The organism is Paenibacillus sp. FSL R5-0744, assembly GCF_037972555.1.
Taxonomy (GTDB): Bacteria; Bacillota; Bacilli; order Paenibacillales; family Paenibacillaceae; genus Paenibacillus_AQ.
The window spans coordinates 1,969,392-1,990,453 of sequence record NZ_CP150228.1; the positions used below are offsets into that span (position 1 = coordinate 1,969,392).

Below are 21,062 nucleotides of genomic sequence, written 5' to 3' on the forward strand. Positions count from 1 at the left end.
TCATCTCTAATAGAAAACAGGGTATCCCACAGCTATCATAGCTAGTGAGATACCCTGTTTTGTTATGTTTTATACGGCCAAAGGCATTTAAATTTAGTTGATTGCTTTAAGTATAGCGAAACCATAAGCAGGCATCTTCACGTTCAGCTTGCCACGCTCAGCACGCACTGTATCGGCCGTGAACAAGTTCTCCCAATTTCGCTCGTCTACGTCAATACGGAACGTTTGAGCGGTCTCTTCGCTATTGATCAGTACAACTATAGTCTCAAGATCCAATCGGCGTTCATAGGCTATCTTACTGCCTTGTCGACCTGCCTCCAAGAAAGTAAACGTCCCCGTACGAAGTGCAGGTTGCTCATTGCGGATTTGAATGAGCTGACGGTAGAATTCGAACAGATCACGATCCTGCTTCTCAGGGTTCCACTCCATGCATTTACGACAACCTGGATCACCTTCACCGTCCATTCCGAACTCGTCGCCATAATAGATACAAGGAGTACCCATAAAGGTGAACTGGAATAGTGCAGCTAATCGCATTTTATTTTTGTCCCCAGCAGCCAGAGTAAGTAATCGTGGAGTGTCATGACTATCTAACAGATTGAAGGCAACTTCACTTGCTTGCAGTGGGTAGCGCGATAACTGTCTACCAATAGAGTTGGCAAACCCCTCTGCATCAAGGTTACCATGAACAAAAAAGTCTAAGACAGCATCAGTGAAGGGATAGTTCATGACGGCATCGAATTTATCACCCTCCAGCCACGGAGCAGACTCATGCCAGATTTCTCCAAGGATGTAGGCCTCCGGATTAGCGCGCTTTACCACCTTGCGGAATTCACGCCAGAAATCATGATCTACTTCATTGGCTACGTCGAGGCGCCAACCATCGATTCCAACTTCTGTAATCCAGAATTCAGCGACCTTCAGTAAGTACTCTTTAACTTCAGGATGTTCGGTATTAAGCTTTGGCATATGTGGTTCAAAGGCAAAAGTATCATAAGTAGGAATCCCGTTTACAACTTGAAGCGGAAACTCACGAATATGGAACCAGTCTTTGTAAATGGAGTCTTCTCCCTTTTCCTGAACATCTAAAAATGGAGCGAAGGTTCCACCGGAGTGATTGAATACTGCGTCTAACAGCACACGAATACCACGTTTATGGCAGAGTTCGACGAGTTTTTTTAACGTTGCAATATCCCCGAAGTGCGGATCAACTTTCATGTAATCTTCTGTATCGTATTTATGATTAGTAGTTGCAGTGAAGAGTGGTGTGAAATAAATAGCATTGATGCCAAGCTCGTTAAGATGATCCAGATGATCAATAACCCCTTGCAGATCGCCGCCAAAAAAGTTGGTTGGTGTTGGCTCTGCTCCCCATGGCTGAACATCTTTTGGATCAAGGCTAGGGTCGCCATTTGCAAAGCGTTCAGGGAAGATCTGATAGAATACAGCATCCTTTACCCAGGCAGGTGGAGTGAACACATCAACAGGGTTAATAAATGGGAACTCGAAAAGCTTGTTTGGATTTTCTGGCCGGTTCGTTTGAAAATCATTTTCGGTCATCCAAACCTTCTCGTTATCCTTTTGCAGTAAGAATCCGTATTTCAATCGGCGATAGATGGGAACTGAAGCACATTCCCAATAATCGAACATCGCATCAGAGGTGAAGAGGGTCATGGGAATTAGCTCTTTCGTGGTATCCCAAGTGTACTTATCCCCTGCAAAAGCAAATACTTCTGTTAAATCCCCTTTTTTAGCGCGGAGACGCAAGTGAATCGTACTCTCATTATAGGCATAAGACCAATTTAACCGCGGGCGATGGTACACAGCTTCCAGTAACATGAATAAGTCCTCCTCAAGTTTTGTAAGACCAGCTTCGGCAAAACTACCTCAAAAGCATACGCTTAAGTTTTGTAAGCGATACTTTCCCGAACCATTCACCACAGCGCGTGGGGTTTAGAATGTCGCTATTGTTATTGGTTGCACAATTTTTTATGCAACATGCGCAAATGATGAGGCAAACTTGCACATAACAAAGAGGCACAACCGCCGCGAAGTAGCTTGTCCGAGGTTGTACCTTTCATAAGTAACATTGCCTTTTAGTTATATAGAACAGGAGGCAGACAATAGATGAAATGATTCATGTTGGGTTGCCTCTTAACGATTTGGATTATAGCATGGAATAAAAGGGCTTTCAATACTCTTGTTCAAACCATTGCACAAATTTTCACTTGAGTATATGAGCGTTTCTACTCTCAGATAATTGTAAATCTATAGGAAAAGTGAATTTGTGGGATATGAGGGGCAAATAAAATAACAATTCCATTTTTAAACACATGAATTATCGATTAATTAAAAGATATCATGTGAAAAATGGAGATAAATGCCTATAGTGTTTATAAATTAATGGAAAATGGTCAAATATGGTATGTGCAAACGTTTTTAAAAACAAACGATACTGTTGTATGATGTATTCATGAATGAAGCGCTTTCTTGCACTGCGAATTGCATCTCAAGAAGGAGCGAGCTAAAAGAATAACTTTTTTTTTAGCTTTTCTGAAATCGTTTGCGCAAATTTCTAGCTCTACTATTTTATCATCTTATGCTTTTTTAAAATTGGGAGGGGTTAAAGTAATGAAGTTAAAAAAAGTGATGGTTATCACCGCTGCTGTCTCTATGGCACTGTCCGTTACAGCGTGTGGTTCGAGCAACAATGGGAATGCCGGGGGAAACAATGCAGCAAAAGCTACTAATGCTGCTAACAACACTACAGAGACTGCAGCGCCAGAGACCACAGATGCAGCAGCAACAGAAGAAATTGTACCTGAAGATGGAGCGACACTAGTTGTATGGGAAAGTAAGGAAGAAAGACCATTCGCAGATGAAATTGCTAAGCAGTTCACAGCAAAATATAACGTTCCAGTCAAGATTGAAGAGTTGGCACCACCAGATCAAGTAACTAAACTTACGCAAGATGGTCCTTCAGGATTAGCAGCAGACGTTGTTCTTATCCCTCACGACAACTTAGGTAAAGCGGCAAGTGCGAGCTTGGTTCTTCCTAATGACGTCTTCGGTGAAGAAACAAAAGCTAGCAATACTGAAGCTTCAATTATCGGATCTTCGTACGATGGCGAATTGTATGGCTACCCAAGAGCAGCAGAAACTTATGCATTGTTCTACAATAAATCACTTGTTAAAGAAGCACCTAAGTCTTTCGACGATGTTCTTGCTTTCAGCAAAACATTCACAGATAAATCCAAGAACAGATACGGAATTATGTGGGAAGTAGGAAACCTGTACTTCAACTACATGTTTATCGCTTCTGATGGTGGATATCTATTCGGTAAGGACGGTACAGATAAAGATGACATCGGACTTGCTAATGAAGGAGCTGTTGCAGGACTTAAAGAATTTGTGAAAATGAAAGAAGCATTGCCAATTAAGAGCGGAGATATCAATAGTGATATCAAACGCAGCTTGTTCAACTCAGGTGATGTAGCGATGGATATCACTGGTCCTTGGGAGCTTGGAGGATACAAAGCAGCTCTTGGAGATAACCTTGGTATCGCACCGATCCCTACAGTAAATGGCAAAACAGCTATTACATTCTCTGGTATCAAAATTTTCGCAGTTAACTCGTTTACTCAATATCCGAATGCTGCTAAATTGTACGCTCATTTTGCTTCAAGCAAAGACGCTCAATTGTTACTGAACAAAACGATCGGTTCTGTTCCTACAAACAACGAGGCGCTTCTTGATCCACAAATCGTTAATGATCCATTCGTGTCCGCTTTTGCAGCACAAGCTAAGAGTTCCCAACCAATGCCTTCTATCCCTGAAATGGGTAACGTTTGGAGCCCTGTAAATGCAGCGCTTCCAGAAATTTGGGATAAGGGTGTAGATCCAAAAGCAGCAATGGACAAAGCCGTTCAACAAATCAAAGATTTGAACAACAGTTCATCGCAATAAGGATCATAAATCACAGTCTTAACAGCATACAGTGAATCAAGCTGCCCGTCGCATGTTTAGCGGAGGGCAGCTTCTTATTTTCACTCGGAGAGGAGAACGGAAGCGAAATGCAGCGACATCGCACGAGGGCCGCAGTACTGTCGACGATTTTCATGGGATTGGGACAAATATATAACCGCCAATTCATCAAAGGAATCATGTTTTTAGTTGTAGAAGCCGCCGCTGTTTATTATTTTATTCAGAATCTTGCTACTGCTCTATGGGGTTTTGTTACACTAGGAGAAAACCCTAGCCGTTTGGTAAAAGTAAAAGGCATCGCTAAGATGGTAGCTGGGGATCACTCGATTTATATTTTGATTCAAAGCTTGATCACCATTTTAATGCTTATCATCATAATCCTCGCTTGGTATTTGAACATTAAAGATGCTTATAAGACTGGAGAGAAACGCGATAACGGTCTTCAGGCAAACACCTTTAAACAAAGTGTTCGCTATATACTGGATTATAAGTTCGCTCAGACGTTCTTGGTCTTGCCGGGTATTGGTGTTTTATTCTTTACGATCATGCCAATCATCTTCATGATCCTGCTGGCGTTTACGAACTATTCCGCACCTGATCATCTTCCACCCGCTAAATTGGTTGACTGGGTTGGATTTCAGACTTTCCGAAATTTATTAGTTCTCAAAACATGGAGCCACACTTTTTATGGTGTATTAACATGGACGATTATATGGGCAGTTCTTTCGACGATCACTACATATTTCGGAGGACTATTGGTAGCCTTATTGGTGAGCCAAAAAGGTATTCGTTTCAAAGGAATGTGGAGAGTTATTCTGATTGTACCTTACGCAGTACCGCAGTTAATCTCTTTACTGCTCATGCGCAATTTATTTAACGGTCAATTCGGTCCGATCAACCAATACCTTGGGTATTTTGGAATGGGTGGATTACCATGGTTGACAGATCCATTCTGGGCTAAGGTTACCGTAATTATTGTTAACATGTGGGTTGGTATTCCAGTCTCGATGTTACTTATTATGGGCGTACTGACTACAATTCCTCGGGATATGTATGAAGCCGCTGAGGTGGATGGAGCATCAGGTTATCAGAAGTTCCGTATCGTTACGTTACCAATGGTATTGTTCTCCACAGCGCCTACTTTAATTACGCAATTCGCAGGTAACATTAACAACTTTAATGCGATCTTCCTATTGACAGGCGGTAGTCCTGTAAATGGTGATTATCAATATGCCGGTTCCACGGACTTGCTAGTAACCTGGCTATACAAATTAACACTTGATCAGAATAAAAACAACATGGCTTCGGCAATAGGGATTATTATCTTTATCATTGTTGCTTCATTCTCCCTGTACAATTACCGCCGGACGAAATCATTCAAAGAGGAGGATATGATCCAATGAGCAGAAAGATCGCGAACTTTATTCGCTTAAGTGGTAGTTACATCATCTTGATTGCTTTGTCGATAGCGGCACTCTATCCGGCCCTCTGGATTCTGTTTGCTTCCTTCCGGCCTGGTAAATCACTGTACAGTAAATCGTTTATCCCTGAGCAATTCACCTTTGATCACTACAGAGAATTGTTCACGTCACCAAGCTATATGTTTGGAACTTGGTATGCGAATACATTGAAGATAGCTATATTCTCCATGCTTATCGGTGTAGTTCTTACCTTGTTAACCAGTTATGCAGTATCCAGATTCCGTTTTAAAGCGCGTAAAACAGCGTTATCTACGGTTCTGATTCTTGGTATGTTCCCTGGTTTTATGAGTATGATTGCCATTTATATGCTCCTTAAGGAGTTTAATTTGCTGGATACGCATATTGCCTTGATTATCGTCTATGCAGCCGGGGCGCCGCTGGGGGGAACCTTTATCGCCAAAGGCTTCCTCGACACGATTCCTCGTTCTTTGGATGAGGCGGCTCGAATAGACGGGGCGAGTAATTTCGGGATCTTTATGCGAGTGATTCTTCCCTTGTCACGTCCTATGATCACTTATATGGCACTGACTCAGTTTGTCGGTCCTTGGGTCGATTTCATTTTCGCCAGACTTATTTTGCGGACAAAGGAGAACTGGACCGTCGCAGTCGGAATGTGGGATATGGTTAACACGAACCAAAACACTAACTTCACCTTATTCTCTGCCGGTGCTGTTCTGATCTCTATCCCGATTATGATTTTGTTTGTATTCTTGCAACGTCTGCTTGTTGATGGATTGACTGCAGGAGCTAGTAAGGGGTAACAATTTCGCTTCATACTAAAGAATGAACTGGGTACAGCCTTTGTACAGAAATGGAAGGCTGTACCCTTTTTCCATCATAGGGAGTGAACTTAATGAAAAAGCTATGGACCCTACAGTTTAGATCAGTTGGGATAAAATTGTTCGTTATTCTTTTCAGCTCCATAGTGCTCTTATCCTCTGTTCTAGGATTGACTTCATATTTTGCTGCCAAAGATATCATTACAGATGAGGTTGCCGCGGCCTCCTCACAGTCTATAGTTCAAGCAGCGGACAAGCTGGATTTTGTCCTAACAGAATACGAAGCGCTCTCAAGGCAGTTTGCCCTCGACTCCACATTAAAAGGTGATTTGGAAAACATAAAAAGTGGAGAACTTACAACGGTAGCCAAAGTTTCCGCAGAAGATCGGATTCGTAGAAAGCTAGACTTAGTTAAAGGATCAGATGAGCGGATGTATGGCGTCAGACTGGTATCTAAGAGCTTGGAAGAAACAGAATCGTATAAATCTACAGGAATTAGTGGCCTTCGTAGTGATGAAGGTATTGCTGAAAGACTGAAACAAATTGCAGATGCTAAAGGGGAGCCAGTGTGGTTTCCAGTTCGTGAGAAGGGCTTCTTTGATTCTTATACTGAACCTACTTTAACTATGGGGAGATTGCTTCGCAATCTTGTACATCCTGAAGCGGAGTATTACATGCTGATCGAAGTTAAAGGCAAAGCAATGACCGAAATGTTGTCTAATCTTCAGATTGGAATTACAGGTGAGATTCGAATTTTGAGCTCAGAAGGTAACATAGTTTATGGTGCGGATCATGCTAAACTGGGTCAACCCTCTTACATAAAAGTATCAGAAGGGCAAGATGTAGAAAAGAAACATTCATTTACAGCAGCCGATGAGAACGGAAGTCCGCAGCTTGTCGTGTATCAGCCTTTAAAGACTGCAAAGTGGACGCTCATGGGATATGCACCCGTTAGTGATTTTACGAAGTCGGCAGATAAGCTTCTTTATATCACGTTCTCTGTGGTGCTGGCAGCTGCCGTGATAGCTCTGCTAATTGGTTATGTTCTTGTTCGTTTGGTTGGGCGTCCACTAGGTAAACTGGCGACCTTAATGGAAGAAGGTGAGCGAGGAAACCTTCGTGTACGAACGAATTTTAAGGGTAAGGATGAGATTGGTCGGCTCGGGCATAGCTTTAACAAAATGATGGAGCAAATTTCTCTGCTTGCAAGCCAGAGTGAAATGTCAGCGGATGAAGTGCTTGGTACTTCAGAGCAATTAGTCAAAGCGTCAGGTACAACATCACTTCATGCTAGAGAGGTTGCATCTGCTACGGGTGAGATTGCACTTGGAGCAGCAAGCCTTGCTGTCGAAGCAGAAAAAAGCCATGCTAATGTCGAAATCATTGGCAGTAAGATGAGTGAAGTAACTGAACTAAATACAGTAATGGACGCTTCGGCGGAGCGGGTTATTGAGGTTAGTGATCAGGGGACAGAGCTGATGAAGCTGCTAGTAGAGCAGAGTGAATCTACGGTGGAGATGTTCAATCGAATACAAGAGAACTCCAATAAGCTAAGAGAGAGTACTCATTTAATTCGTAGTATTCTTAGTCCTATGATTGCCGTAAATAAGCAGACCAATATTTTGGCGCTAAATGCCACTATAGAGGCGGTAAGAGCCGGTGCAGCAGGCAGAGGCTTTATAGTGATTGCTGATGAAATCAGACAGCTCGCTAACCAATCGAATGAGTCGATCCAATCGGTTTCCAAGATTACGGAAGAGATTGGTCTACACATTGAGAACACGGTTAAAGATATCAATGAGACCGCTCCAAAGTTCCGTGAGCAGATTTCTTCCGTGCGTGAGTCGTCAACGATTTTTGCGAGTGTCAAAGAGGAAATGGAACACTTCATGGGACATCTTAGTGAATCCTCTGCTTCTATTCATGAACTGATAGAGTTTCAGCGTCAATTAGGTGAATCCATGGCGAGTGTCAGTTCCATTGTGCAGCAGACGACGGCTTCGACGCAGGAGGTAGCTTCGATGTCTTCACAGCAATTTACTGTAAGTGAGGAGCTAGTTTCCTTATCCCAAAAGCTGGAGAGCTTAGCAGCAGATCTTAAGCAATCTATGGTTTCTTTTCAAGTATGAGAATTAAATCTTATTAGTAAAAACAATAAAACGAGCAACTCTCCTGTGTAATGGAGTTTTGCTCGTTTTTTCTAACTTAATGACTTCAAGTAGCTCTTCTTGTCTTAGAAGTAGTTTGAGAGATACACTTGGGTTAACATTTTAATAGAAGAAAGGAGTGATCGATTGACGAAATTGCATCTAAGTCTTAGTGGGAGTCTTTTTCAGCAGGCATTAATCGAAGGGGATTATAGTCCTCATTTTTTTGCTTACTATTATAAACAATGGAACAACTACTATATGACCTACCATCAGCATAATTCAACTGAAATCATGTATTTGATCTCAGGAAGCTGTGTCGTGGATGTCCGTTCAAAAGCAGGTGAAGAAGAGAGATTTAGGTTGAAGCGGGGAGAACTGATCATCCTCGATGCAAATGTACCGCACAGACTGATTGTCGAGGATGGGACGCCCTGCCGAATGCTGAATGTGGAGTTTGGATTTATGGAATATACAGGGGTTGCTCCATCTATCGGCAAGCTCGCTCGGAAAGAAGCGGCACTTGCTGAATGGTTACAGGTGCCCTTTTCCAGTCTAGTTATGCCTGATCCGGAGGAAATTTATCATGTTCTAAAAGGACTTGTACTAGAGCTTGATCAAAGTGGCGGGAAAGGCGGAAGTATGGTTGACTTATTGTTCTGTGAGCTTCTGCTTCGATTATCTAGCTTGCGACAGGATCAGCTTCATGTCAGTCAACAGCCTTCGCAGCTCTATGTGCGGCGTAGTATCGAATTCCTGCATCAGAATTACGACCAGAGTATTCAGGTTAAGGATATCGCTGCCGCGGTCAATCTGCATCCCGGATATCTGCATCGTATTTTTAAGTCACATACAGGTAGGACACTCAGTGATTATTTGAATATGCTGCGAATGGAGAAAGCAAAGATGCTGCTGGGGCAGAGTGATATTCCAATTGCTGAAATTGCCGATTATGTAGGGGTTAGTAGCAGACAATATTTTCATCTCCTCTTCAAAAAATATACTGACAACACGCCCGTAGAATATCGTAATTCCATTGAGCGTCATTCTTGGAGTTATGAAGAGATGGATGTTCAATAGATAAGTTAGGATTTTTGACACCTTCCTTCAAAAGAGGTCATGATATTGGTTACGCTTTCCTTAGCGCCCTTGCTACAATGGACAGGAACAATCAATTCATTACCGGAGGATGATAAGGATGTCATTTAAAGTGTCTTTTATAGGGGCAGGCAGCATTGGATTTACCCGTGGATTGTTGCGGGACTTACTAACCGTGCCGGAATTTAATAATATTGAAGTTTCATTTATGGATATTAATAGCCACAACTTGGAGATGGTTACCGAGCTGTGCCAACGTGATATTAAAGAGAATGGATTAAATATTCAAATCCAGGCAACGACGGATCGAAGAGAAGCCTTGAAGGATGCGAAGTATGTATTTTGTACTATTCGTATGGGTGGACTGGAAGCATTTGCTACAGATGTGGATATTCCATTGAAATACGGAGTCGATCAGTGCGTAGGGGATACCCTTTGTGCAGGAGGCATCATGTATGGTCAGCGCGGGATTGCGGAAATGCTAAATATTTGCCGTGATATTAGGGAAATGGCTGCGCCGGATGTACTCCTACTTAACTATTCGAACCCTATGGCTATGCTGACTTGGGCATGCAACAAATACGGTGGTGTACGGACGATTGGTCTGTGTCATGGGGTGCAGCATGGGCATGGACAAATTGCAGATGTGTATGGGCTGAAAAAGTCGGAAGTCGATATTATTTGTGCGGGTATCAATCACCAGACTTGGTATATTTCGGCGAGTCATAAGGGCAAAGATTTGACCGAAGGTCTTTTAGAAGCTTTTGAGAGTCATCCAGAATTCAGTCGCACAGAAAAAGTTCGGATCGACATGCTGCGACGCTTTGGATATTACAGTACAGAATCCAATGGTCACCTAAGTGAATATGTGCCATGGTATCGTAAACGCCGCGATGAAATTATGGATTGGATCGACCTGGGAAGCTGGATTAACGGTGAGACTGGTGGATATCTACGTGTCTGCACCGAAGGGCGGAATTGGTTCGAAACGGATTTTCCAAATTGGATGAAGGACTCGGCATTGGAGTATACAGTGGAGAATCGCGGAGAAGAACATGGTTCGTTTATTATTGAAGGCTTGGAAACGGGCAGAGTGTATAGAGGTCACTTTAACACTGTGAACAATGGCGTGATCTCTAATTTGCCAGATGATGCGATCATCGAAGCACCAGGGTATGTGGATCGGAACGGTATATCGATGCCGCTTGTAGGTGAATTGCCTTTAGGAGCAGCCGCAGTGTGCAACGTTAGTATCTCGGTGCAACGTTTAGCCGTCGAAGCTGCTGTGCACGGCGATGACAAGCTGCTACGTCAAGCATTTATGATGGATCCGTTGGTAGGCGCCGTATGTAACCCGAAAGAAATCTGGCAGATGGTCGATGAGATGCTTGTAGCTGGGGAGCAGTGGTTGTCACAATACAGCGAGGCCATTGCAAAAGCGAAGGAACGCTTAGCTTCAGGAGATCTTATTCCAACGAATGCCAACAATGAAGGCGCAGCCCGCCTGAAGGTAAAGACAGTGGACGAGATGATGGAGGACCGGGAAGCAGCGAATAGAAATGCCGGTGAATCTGATAAAGGCAAGGATAGAGAGAAGGTTCAATAGGTAGTAGAGTTTACAACTCATTTGGAATATGACTCTTGCCATCTATTTTCTGAGTGGTAATAAAAGTATTGTGGAACGGTTTAGGACAGTTGAATAGATTTCAATAAAAAAACCTCCCCTACCAAGCTCTGGAATGGAGGTTTTTTTATATGGGGAGGACAATAGAACAGGCAGTCTAGCTGTGGGCTATAATTAAACGTAGAAATTATGAATTAACAGTGCCCTTTTGACTGAAGAAGGTCTTTAGCGCCTGGTACACTTCTTTTTTGTCTTTAATGACATAATGCATGAATTGCTCGTGCTTCAGATGACGATAAGCGGACATTAGTGTGCTGCTGCGGTTGTACTGATTCACTTCCCCGTAACCAAACATATTGCTTCGTTTTAGCAGTTCTCCAATTAGCTTTACACAGCGTTCGTTGTCGGAGGTGAGGTTATCGCCATCAGAGAAGTGAAACGGATAAATGTTGTACTGCGCTGGCGGGTATCGGCTGTCGATAATCTCAATCGCTTTTTGATAAGCTGAGGAACAGATGGTTCCTCCACTCTCGCCGCGGGTGAAGAAATCATGCTCGCTGACCTCTTTAGCCTCCGTGTGGTGGGCGAGAAAGACAATCTCTACCTTTTCATACTGGCGTCGTAGAAAGCGTGTCATCCAGAAGAAGAAGCTGCGGGCGCAGTATTTTTCAAAAGAACCCATCGAACCTGACGTATCCATCATCGCAATAATGACCGCATTGGAGTGAGGCGTTCGAATGTCATCCCATGTTTTGTAGCGCAGATCATCAGGACTTATACTGTGAATGCCGGGATTCCCTCTGCTTGCATTACGCCGAAGATTCTCCAGCAGGGTACGTTTCTTATCGATGTTGGACATCATGCCTTTTTTACGAATATCGTTGAAGATGATGGATTTAACCTCGATCTCTTCCTTATTCTTGGGCTTCAGATGTGGCAACTCCATATCCTGAAACAAGATGTCCTCCAGATCCTCCAGATTGACCTCTGCTTCCACGGTGTCCTGACCGGGTTGATCGCCTGCTTTTTCCCCTTTGCCGGGCTGTGCCGACTGTGAATCCCGCCCAAGTACATCACCGACCTGACTTTCCCCGTCGCCCTGTCCTACATGCTTTTGCTTACGAAAGTTATAGATAATTCGATATTCATCCAGACTGCGAATCGGAACCTTTACAATCTGCTTACCGCCTGACAAAATAATATTTTCTTCGGTCACGAGATCCGGCAAATTATCCTTGATAGCTTCTCTGACCTTTTGCTGATGACGTTCCTGATCCTGATGGCCTTTGCGATGAAGGGACCAGTCTTCTTTTGAGACGACAAAGGAAAAGGGACCAGATGATTGCGACAGGATGACCACCTCCCATGGAATATAAATATTTATGTTTTGGGGTTGTAACTAAAGTATATTCATGGGGATGGGGGATATGTGATTTCTTATTCACTGATCTCTTCCACGGTCAATATATAACTGTTCGACTGGCTCTCGCCAGTGTATTCACGTCCATCCAGATTGAAGAAGTATGGAGCGGTTACTAAGCCTTTAAGGAAACGACCCAGTACATGTTCACTAACCCTCACAAAATAATGGATGTTTACAGTGGTAGCAGCTTTGACTGTCCCTAGCGACAAAATACCGTTAAATGAAGATTGTGGATTTGGAATCCCATCAATCACAATGCTGCTAGGATCAATAAGACATTCCTCCGGTGTGAGCCGATCAAGGGATACTTCTGCTGGCCAATTCCCACTATTCGTTAGGGAGATCCAGCATTGGACATGTTCTCCTTCTTCTACAAGGGTAGGCTTTGCATGAGTTTCGAGAGAAATGATAGGCAGGACTATTAAGGTAGTAACGATATTGGAACGAGAGGTTTGTCTTACTGTCCGTCCGTCCGGGAGCACAAAAGTATACTGAACACTGCCATGATTTTGGACAGCTGCGTGGGCATGAATGTTTATAGCTGCAGGAATGCTCACTTGAAAGACCACGACCGCTGAAGTTCCGCCTCTTAATGTGCCTAGCTGAATGCCATCAGCAGGACGGGCGCCTTTTTGCATCACTCCGTTTAAGAGAACACTATCCCATACGAAAAGAGTGCCCGAAGGGATAGCATCGGTCAGAACCGCATTTACGGCCAAGTTCCCGCTGTTGGTTACCGTTAGTTCATATCTTAGGTTGTCACCTGGAGCTGCTGTAACATGATCTACTCTCTTGCTGATGGTGACGCCTGCCAAAACAAGTGAGACAACGAGGGTGTTACTCTCGGTGGTATTGGGATCGTCGTCGACGGTATAAGTGACAGCTGCATGGTTAGTCAGGTCCAAGGATGAGGGGACCTCAGTAACTCGAACGCGAAAAGTAATATCAATGCTTAGGTCTTTATCAAGTTGACCAATTAATATTCCTTGCGTAGGCTCTGATTCTGGATAATAGACGCCACCTGCAATGACACTCCCTGGAATGAACACAGATCCGTTAGGAATAGAAATCGTTGCGATGATTTGGTTTAATAGGCTGTTACCTTCGTTCGTAAGCCGTAATGTATAGGTAATTACATCACCTATAAAAGAGGTCGGAGTGCTTGCAGACAACAAGGTAGAGAGCTGGTAGGAGCGTAAAGAAACTAGTACGGAATTAGAATATAAATCTCCATTAACGATTCTTCCCTCGGGTGTGGCAAAAGAAAAACGGCCCAGTGCTTTATTTTGCAGCACTAGTGAAGAGGGAAGTGAAATGATAACCACTTGAAAGGCGATGCTCACTTGACTCTGCGGAGCAATAGAACCTAGCGGTATGCCCGAAGACGGTGTAGCCCCTGGGAGAGGCACTCCGTCTCTAAGCACGCTGTTGGAAATAAAGGATACACCCTCTGGAAGAATGTCATACACGGTTAGCGAAGCATCTGTGTTTCCATTATTAGAAGCTTTAATGGTATACACCAGAGTGTCACCTAACGAGGCATGGAGTTTGTCTGTACTCTTCAGCAATGAAAGCACGGGGCCCACGACCGGGGTGTTAACGGTATTGGAATAGACAATGCCGTCAACACCCGCTGCCGAGTTGAAGAGTACCATAGATTGATTGGTTACGACAGGTTGGGTACGTGAGCCGGGAATCATAACGCTACTACCTGAACCTGGAAGGTGATGGTTGAGGAAGCGCCAGCAGCAATCGTTCCGATGGCAATACCGGAAGCCGGGCTGCCATTAGGTCGTGGGGTTCCGTCTACAGTGATGCTGCCTGTTACAAACTGGCTGCCTGCTGGGATAGGGTCAACCATGATGACGTTATTGACTGGTGAAATCCCTAAGTTGGTAACAACAATCGTATAGGTGATGATATCGCCGACAACGGCATCAATAGAAGTAGTGCTCTTAACGACACTTACATCCGGAGAAGAGACAGGGATGATTAGGACATTTGAAAGTGAAGTTCCGGTGAGCAGACGACCATCTGGAGGTGTGAATGAGAAAGTTGCTGAAGCCTGATTTACTAACTGCTGCGGTGACGGGAGGGAGGCTACTGTAACCTGCAGGGTTATGGTCACTGTTACCGTGCTTCCCGGAGCAACTGCTCCAATATTTAATCCAGTAGCCGGGTCGGAGCCTGGTTGTGGCACCCCATTAATGAGCACGCTGTTTGGAACGAAGATAGCTCCGCTAGGAATCGTGTCAGTTATGACTACATTTGCTATGAGGTTACCAGTATTAGTCACATTCAAGGAGTAAGTAATCGTATCTCCGACAGTTGCGGCGGTTCTGTCTGCCCCTTTGACTACAACGATGATAGGCTGATACACAGGAATAACAAGTGTATTAGAGAATGAGGATCCCGAGAATGCTCCAGATGTGAAGCTGACGGAAGCTTGATCGGTGAGCGTGGCAGGATTAGGCAGTACATTGACGATAGTGTTGAACGAGATATTGACCGAAACGCCCGGTGCAATTGTGCCGAGCGAGATGCCATTCGCTGGATTGGCATTAGGATGCGGAGTGCCATCAACGATCACACTGCCAGCAACAAAAGAAGAACCTGCTGGTATTGGATCACTGATGTTTACATTGCTGATATTGGCGATTCCGCTATTGGTAACTGTAAGGTTGTAAGTAATTGTATCGCCAACAACGGCATCTGTTGCTGGTGATGACTTAGTTACGATCACATTCGGTGAGGATACCGAAATCGTTGTCGAATTGGAATTGATCGAACTGTTAAACGTCCGCCCATCAGGCAAGGTGTAAGCAAATGCTACCGATGCTTGGTTAATCAGTTGCTGGCTTGCTGGCAATGTTGAAATGAGTACTGAGAACATAACAGATAGTGTTGCACCTGCGGATATGACACCGAGTGGAATGCCAGCCGCTGGATCTGCTCCCGGAGCTGGGGCACCTTGAATAAGCACACTGTTTGGCACAAATGTTGTTCCAGATGGGATAGTATCACTCAGAGTAGCCAAAGCCCCGTAATTCCCTGAATTGGTTACATTAATCGTGTAGGTAATAGTATCTCCGACGGTCGCTTGAATTGAATTCGAGCTTTTTGCTGCGGCTAGAATCGGTAAGTAAATAGGCGTTGATACAATATTAGAGAAGGCAACATTCGAGAGAACTCCAGAGGTGAAGCTCACTGTTGACTGGTTATTTAGGAGGCCTGAAGGTGGCAATGAGACTGTATTCACTGTGAATGCCACAGTTACAGTTACACCTGGTGCAATACTGCCCAAGGTTACCCCGGTGGAAGGGCTACCCCCTGGACGAGGTACGCCATCTACTAAAACACTGCCAGATACGAATGTAGTACCCGCAGGAAGTGCGTCTGTGAACACAGCGTTATTTACCGTTTCGATTCCGTTATTGGTAATTGTAACTGAATAGTTGATCGTGTCTCCAACTGTAGTTGATGTGGTAGGCGTAGATTTTACTACAGCCAGATTTGGTGAAGAGACAGGGATAGAAATTGTATTGGATAGGACGGAACCACCAAGTGTGCGGCCGTCAGGCAAAGTGAAGCTATACGCTACGGTACCCTGATTGACCAACTGCTGAGGATTGGGCAGTGAGGTGATATTAACAGTGAATATTACTGCAGTAGTAGCACCGGGTGCAATAACTCCAGCTGGAATCCCCGTAGATGGATCTGCTTGCGCTAAGGGGAGTCCATTAATGAGCACACTATTCGGAACGAAGGTAGTACCCGCAGGAATATTGTCCGTAATGATTAAGCTTGCCGGGTAGTTTCCTGTGTTACTCACGGTCAGGGTATAGCTGACAGCGTCACCTGTTGTAGCGTTATTCGTACTTGCTGTTTTGACGACCGAGATGTTCGGCTGGTACACAGGGATGGTAACGGTATTGGAGAAGGTCGAACCGGAAAAAACACCTGATGTAAAGGTTACGGATGCCTTATTGATAAGTGTAGCAGTAGGAGGAACAGAGGTCACGGTAACACTGTAAGCAACCAGAGCTGAAGCTCCAGGCGCCAGGGTACCAATTGATATCCCCGAAGAAGGATTCAGGTTTGGGAAAGGTACTCCGTTCACGGATACGCTACCCGTTACAAAAGCAGCACCTGCTGGTGTTGGATCATTAAGGATTATGCTATTGACAGCTTCTATACCGTTATTTGAAATATTTACGTTATAAGTGACCGTATCTCCGATCGCTACGGAAGTTGAGGTGGAGCTTTTGACTACCACGATATTAGGAGCTGAGACCTGTAGTGTGACGGTATTAGATACAGCAGTTCCGCTTAAGGGTCTACCGTCAGGCGGAGTATAGGTGAAGCTTGCAGAAGCTTGATTGCTGATTTGTTGTGGTGATGGTAAGGAAACGATATTAACAGAGAAGCTAACAGGGACACTGGTTCCCGGAGCTACACTTCCTACAGCTATGCCGGTATTGGGTGCTGCACCTGGTTGGGGCATGCCTCCTACAATAACACTGTTAGGATTGAAGACAGTTCCAGTAGGAACGTTGTCGGTTAAGGTTACATTTGCAGCAAGATTACCTGCATTACTTACAACCACTGTGTAGATGATGGTATCACCTACAACGAGAGCATCGGCATCACCATCTCCATCGACGGCACTTTTTAATAAGGAGATCTGTGGCTGAATGACTGGTGTGCTAGTAATGTTGGATGAAGAAGAACCGGAGAATACACCGGATGTAAAACTGACGGACGACTGATTATTAATTTGTGATGGTATCGGCATCGTTATCCTCACCTCGAATGTTACGGTAGCTGTGGCGCCTGGACCCAGACTACCGATTGGAATGCCGGCGGACGGAACTGCTAGCGGCTGAGTAATGCCGCCTACAATTACGGTTCCGGGAATAAAAGCTACATTCTCAGGCAGAGGATCGCTGAGAATGATGTTGCTTACAGTAGCTATGCTGTTGTTCGTCAATACTGAGGTGAATGTAAGGATATCTCCCGTAACGGCAGTAGCTGCATTCACACTTTTTACGACACTGACGTTAGGTGCGGATACAGGGACAGAGAGCGTATTTGATACTACGTTTCCTCCGAGTTGACGCCCGTCCGGGAGGGTGAAGCTATATGTTGCCGAAGCGGAGTTCAGTAACATCTGTGAAGGAGGTAACGCTGTTATCGTAACCAGAAAGCTCACAGATACGCTGTCACCTGGTGCCAATGGGCCTACAGGGATTCCGGTTACTGGATTATATCCGGGTAAAGGTGTTCCCCCGATGATTACACTGTTCGCGTTAAATAAAGCTTGGGGTGGAAGATTATCAGTTAATAGTAGAGTGGTTGCAATATTCCCGGTATTGCTGATAAGAATCGAGAAAGACAAAGATCCTCCTACGGATGCCTGAGCGGTATTCGCGCTTTTGACCATACTAATAATAGGTTGATACACAGGGGTTACTACCGTGTTCGAAAGTGAAGAACCAGTGAAGGCACCGGATGAGAAAGACGCACTAGCTCTGTTTGTAAATTGTGATGGATTTGGTAAAGAAGAAACATTCACTCTAAAAGAGACTGTAATAGAGCTGCCAGCCGCAATACTACCGATAGATATTCCTGTACCTGGATTTGCGGCTGGTACCGATGAACCGCCAACAATAACGCTGCCTGCTACAAAAGTGCCTCCCGAAGGAATGGGGTCAGAGACGACAACGTTATTCACAGCTACGCTGCTTGAGTTGGACACTTGGACTGTGTAAGTCAGATTCTCACCGACTGTGACATCAGCAAGGCTTGCGGATTTGGTTAGCGTAATATTTGGAGCGGAGACTGGGATGCTGACGGTGTTTGATTGGCTGGTTCCGGATAAGGATCTACCGCTTGGTAGTTGGTAGGTGTAGCTGCTGCTGCCTTGATTGTTCAGAACAGGTGGTGAAGGCAAAGATTGCACAGAGACAAGAAAGGTTACAGGAACACTAGCCCCTGAAGCTACAGTTCCTAAGTTAATTCCTGTAAGTGGAGAGTCTGTTGGTTTAGCAACTCCATTAACTGTGACACTCCCCGAGACAAAGGAACTCCCTGAAGGAATATTGTCACTGAGGACTACAGATGCCCCGATATTTCCAGAATTCTGAACATTCAACGTGTAGAGAATATTGCCCCCTACAGTGGCACTGGAAACGTTCGAACTTTTGACAATCTGGATTACAGGTTGATATACAGGAGTTGTAGTCGTGTTGGAAAGTGAAATGCCAGTAAACGATCCTGAGCTGAAGGATGTAGAGGATCTGTTTAATAGTTGAGCGGGAGTTGGCAATGAGATCACGTTGACCTGAAAGGTGACCGCAACGGAACCTCCAGGCGTGATGGTTCCAATAGAAATTCCTGTACCGGGATTAGCAGATGGCTGTGGCGTTCCACCTACCGTAACACTACCTGAGACTAGTGAAGTCCCAGCAGGGATAATGTCTGAAAGCGATACGTTGGTAACTGCTGCAATTCCATTATTGCTGATAACGGAGGTGTAGAGCAGTGTATCTCCTACAGCAACGTCAGCAAATCCAGCGCTTTTGAGCACTGTTACGTTGGGAGTTGTAACTGGAATAGACAACGAATTGGATGAGGCTGATCCAGCTACGGTTCGCCCATCTGGAACTTGAAAGGTGTAAGTGGTGCTCGCTTGGTCGACCAGTTGTGGCGGTGAAGGGAGACTGTTCACCACTACGCGGAATTGAACGGTAGAGCTGCCTCCAGCAGCTATCGTTCCAATAGCAATACCTGTAGCAGGATTTCCAGCGACAGGTGTTCCATTGACGGTAAAGCTACCCGCAATATATGAGCTACCTGAAGGAATATTGTCGGTAAGGGTTGTTATAGCACCAATATTTCCAGTGTTGGTGATTTGAAGGGAATAGGTGATCTGATCTCCGACCGTCGCATTTGCAGTATTGGCAGTTTTTACAATGTTAAGAATAGGGGAATATACGGGTAAAGTTACCGTATTGGATGGAATAACCCCGGTCATGATAGGGCCTCCTGCTACACTTTGAAACGTAAAAGCAGCATTGGCGGTATTGGCTATATTTTGTGGACTTGGTGGTAATGAAGTGACTTTAGCTTGATATGTAACCGTTATTGAAGAGTTCAAAGCTAATGACCCCAAGGAGATGCCTGCTGTAATATCAAAGGTGGGTCTTACAACACCGGCTACTACTACACTTCCAGTGACAAAGGTTGAGCCTGCTGGCAGAGCATCTGATAAAACGACGCTAGCTGCACTCGCTGTACCAGTGTTACTGACAGTTACAGTATAAGTTACCGTATCCCCGACTATAGGGCCGGACACATTGGCACTTTTAGTAAGGTTTATTTTGGGTGCATTTATATCTACTTGTATGGCATTTCCATTAAGCACATAAGCGTCACCAGAGGTAGTTAATTGTAAAATCGCTGAAGACTGATTATTTGCAAGTCTGGCTGACACGTCAACATTAGTAATGTCCCAGCCTTGTCGGCCACCGATGATGTTGGTTCCTGGATTCCCGTTCGTCTGATTGCGTGTTCCAAATGTTCCAGTTGTATTGAGATTACCTGTATCATTGTTGATTTGTGATGCGAAAAAGTTGTTAGCAAAGTTATTTGGGCCAGATAACGCTACGAGTGTAGCAGCAGTTGGACCAAACAAGGCCTGGTCGCCTGAACGGTTTGCATCTCCCTCCTGTGCGCTGAATAATGCTCTGCCTCCAAGCGCACCTGTTATTGGTGTTGCGAACCCAGTTATCGTAGTTGAAACCGGGGCTGATGTTGCCTGTACTAGTATTGCACCTGCCCGAAGGGACATATTGCGGAATGGGAGGGCTGTATTCTGGTAGATAACACCTAAAGTCCAGCCGGCATGGTTGGCTGTCGAGTCTCCTGGAATTACAATTGTGCCTACAACGCCGCCTGTAGTATAGGTACCGGCACCACCTTGTTGTATAATGCTGGTTACATTGGCGGAACGGACATATGCAGAAGCACCACCTCCCAAATCGACTACGTTACTCGTTGCAGAATCAGGTGTAACGCTAAATGAAGTCCCGGCAGGGGTAATGAAGGTGACTGGGTTGTTTATCGCCGAACTGAGGTTTACGGTTCCATTTATATAGGTGCCACCCCATATCAGCTCTGCATACAGCACTGTGCTACCTGAAGGAAGGACCAGTATGGCTGCTGAACTATTGCTTGTATAAAGACTAGTCGTTCCGTTAGGGTAGGTTCCAAAAATAGACGATGTATTGACAGTGGTAAAGCCACCGATGCTGTCCTGTGTCCCAGGTACTCCGACTGTATCAGAGCGACTAAGTCCAAGTGTGTTGCCCGTAAATGTGATAGCACCGGTCGCATTGATCGTTGCCCGTACGACTAGTGGAATGATTCTCACCTCCTTCGAGGTTAATTTTCTTTTAAAAAAGTGAACCGTCCCATAGTCAGGACGGCACAGTTAATACCTGTATGTTAGCCTATGATGTAATT

At 44.7% G+C, this 21,062-nt stretch carries 10 protein-coding genes; 6 read left to right on the top strand and 4 right to left on the bottom strand.

From position 1 onward, the window contains the following. Positions 1–93: 93 nt before the first annotated feature. Positions 94–1,839 carry an alpha-glycosidase gene (locus MKY19_RS08515; protein WP_076300000.1) on the bottom strand — a complete coding sequence of 582 codons (1,746 nt, stop codon included), beginning with the start codon at positions 1,837–1,839 and terminating at the stop codon, positions 94–96. 792 nt (positions 1,840–2,631) lie between these two features. Here MKY19_RS08515 and MKY19_RS08520 point away from each other — a divergent pair. From MKY19_RS08520 to MKY19_RS08545, 6 genes are all read left to right on the top strand, one after another. Then, positions 2,632–3,966: a maltose ABC transporter substrate-binding protein gene (locus MKY19_RS08520; RefSeq protein ID WP_339269867.1), complete on the top strand. Its 1,335-nt coding sequence runs from the start codon at positions 2,632–2,634 to the stop codon at positions 3,964–3,966. A gap of 107 nt (positions 3,967–4,073) precedes the next feature. Beyond that, the gene (locus MKY19_RS08525; protein ID WP_042125830.1) at positions 4,074–5,387 is read left to right on the top strand and encodes a sugar ABC transporter permease; all 1,314 of its coding nucleotides are present in this window, start codon (positions 4,074–4,076) and stop codon (positions 5,385–5,387) included. Then, entirely contained in the window at positions 5,384–6,226 is an 843-nt protein-coding gene (locus tag MKY19_RS08530) for a sugar ABC transporter permease (RefSeq protein ID WP_339269869.1), read from the top strand. Before MKY19_RS08525 ends, MKY19_RS08530 begins: the two co-directional genes overlap by 4 nt. Positions 6,227–6,318: 92 nt before the next feature. After that, on the top strand, positions 6,319–8,373 hold the full coding sequence (locus MKY19_RS08535) for a methyl-accepting chemotaxis protein (RefSeq protein WP_339801965.1): 2,055 nt from the start codon (positions 6,319–6,321) through the stop codon (positions 8,371–8,373). Positions 8,374–8,547: 174 nt separating this feature from the next. Further along, complete coding sequence (locus MKY19_RS08540) at positions 8,548–9,471, top strand: AraC family transcriptional regulator (protein ID WP_339804229.1); 924 nt, start codon at positions 8,548–8,550, stop codon at positions 9,469–9,471. Positions 9,472–9,589: 118 nt separating this feature from the next. After that, a complete protein-coding gene (locus MKY19_RS08545) occupies positions 9,590–11,095 on the top strand; it encodes an alpha-glucosidase/alpha-galactosidase (RefSeq protein ID WP_339801967.1) in 1,506 nt (501 codons plus the stop codon). Positions 11,096–11,300: 205 nt separating this feature from the next. Here the strand turns inward: MKY19_RS08545 and yhbH are convergent, their stop codons facing one another. From yhbH to MKY19_RS08560, 3 genes are all read right to left on the bottom strand, one after another. Continuing rightward, positions 11,301–12,464, bottom strand: coding sequence for a sporulation protein YhbH (gene yhbH / locus MKY19_RS08550; RefSeq protein WP_042193520.1), 1,164 nt, complete (start codon positions 12,462–12,464; stop codon positions 11,301–11,303). A gap of 86 nt (positions 12,465–12,550) precedes the next feature. After that, entirely contained in the window at positions 12,551–14,236 is a 1,686-nt protein-coding gene (locus MKY19_RS08555; RefSeq protein ID WP_339269875.1) for a DUF11 domain-containing protein, read from the bottom strand. Then, positions 14,233–20,970: a hypothetical protein gene (locus MKY19_RS08560; RefSeq protein ID WP_339801971.1), complete on the bottom strand. Its 6,738-nt coding sequence runs from the start codon at positions 20,968–20,970 to the stop codon at positions 14,233–14,235. Before MKY19_RS08560 ends, MKY19_RS08555 begins: the two co-directional genes overlap by 4 nt. Positions 20,971–21,062 lie beyond the last annotated feature (92 nt).

Coding starts and splice junctions, on each gene's coding strand:
- MKY19_RS08515 (WP_076300000.1), bottom strand. CDS start 1,839: ATGTTACTGGAAGCTGTGTACCATCGCCCGCGGTTAAATTGGTCTTAT.
- MKY19_RS08520 (WP_339269867.1), top strand. CDS start 2,632: ATGAAGTTAAAAAAAGTGATGGTTATCACCGCTGCTGTCTCTATGGCA.
- MKY19_RS08525 (WP_042125830.1), top strand. CDS start 4,074: ATGCAGCGACATCGCACGAGGGCCGCAGTACTGTCGACGATTTTCATG.
- MKY19_RS08530 (WP_339269869.1), top strand. CDS start 5,384: ATGAGCAGAAAGATCGCGAACTTTATTCGCTTAAGTGGTAGTTACATC.
- MKY19_RS08535 (WP_339801965.1), top strand. CDS start 6,319: ATGAAAAAGCTATGGACCCTACAGTTTAGATCAGTTGGGATAAAATTG.
- MKY19_RS08545 (WP_339801967.1), top strand. CDS start 9,590: ATGTCATTTAAAGTGTCTTTTATAGGGGCAGGCAGCATTGGATTTACC.
- MKY19_RS08555 (WP_339269875.1), bottom strand. CDS start 14,236: ATGATTCCCGGCTCACGTACCCAACCTGTCGTAACCAATCAATCTATG.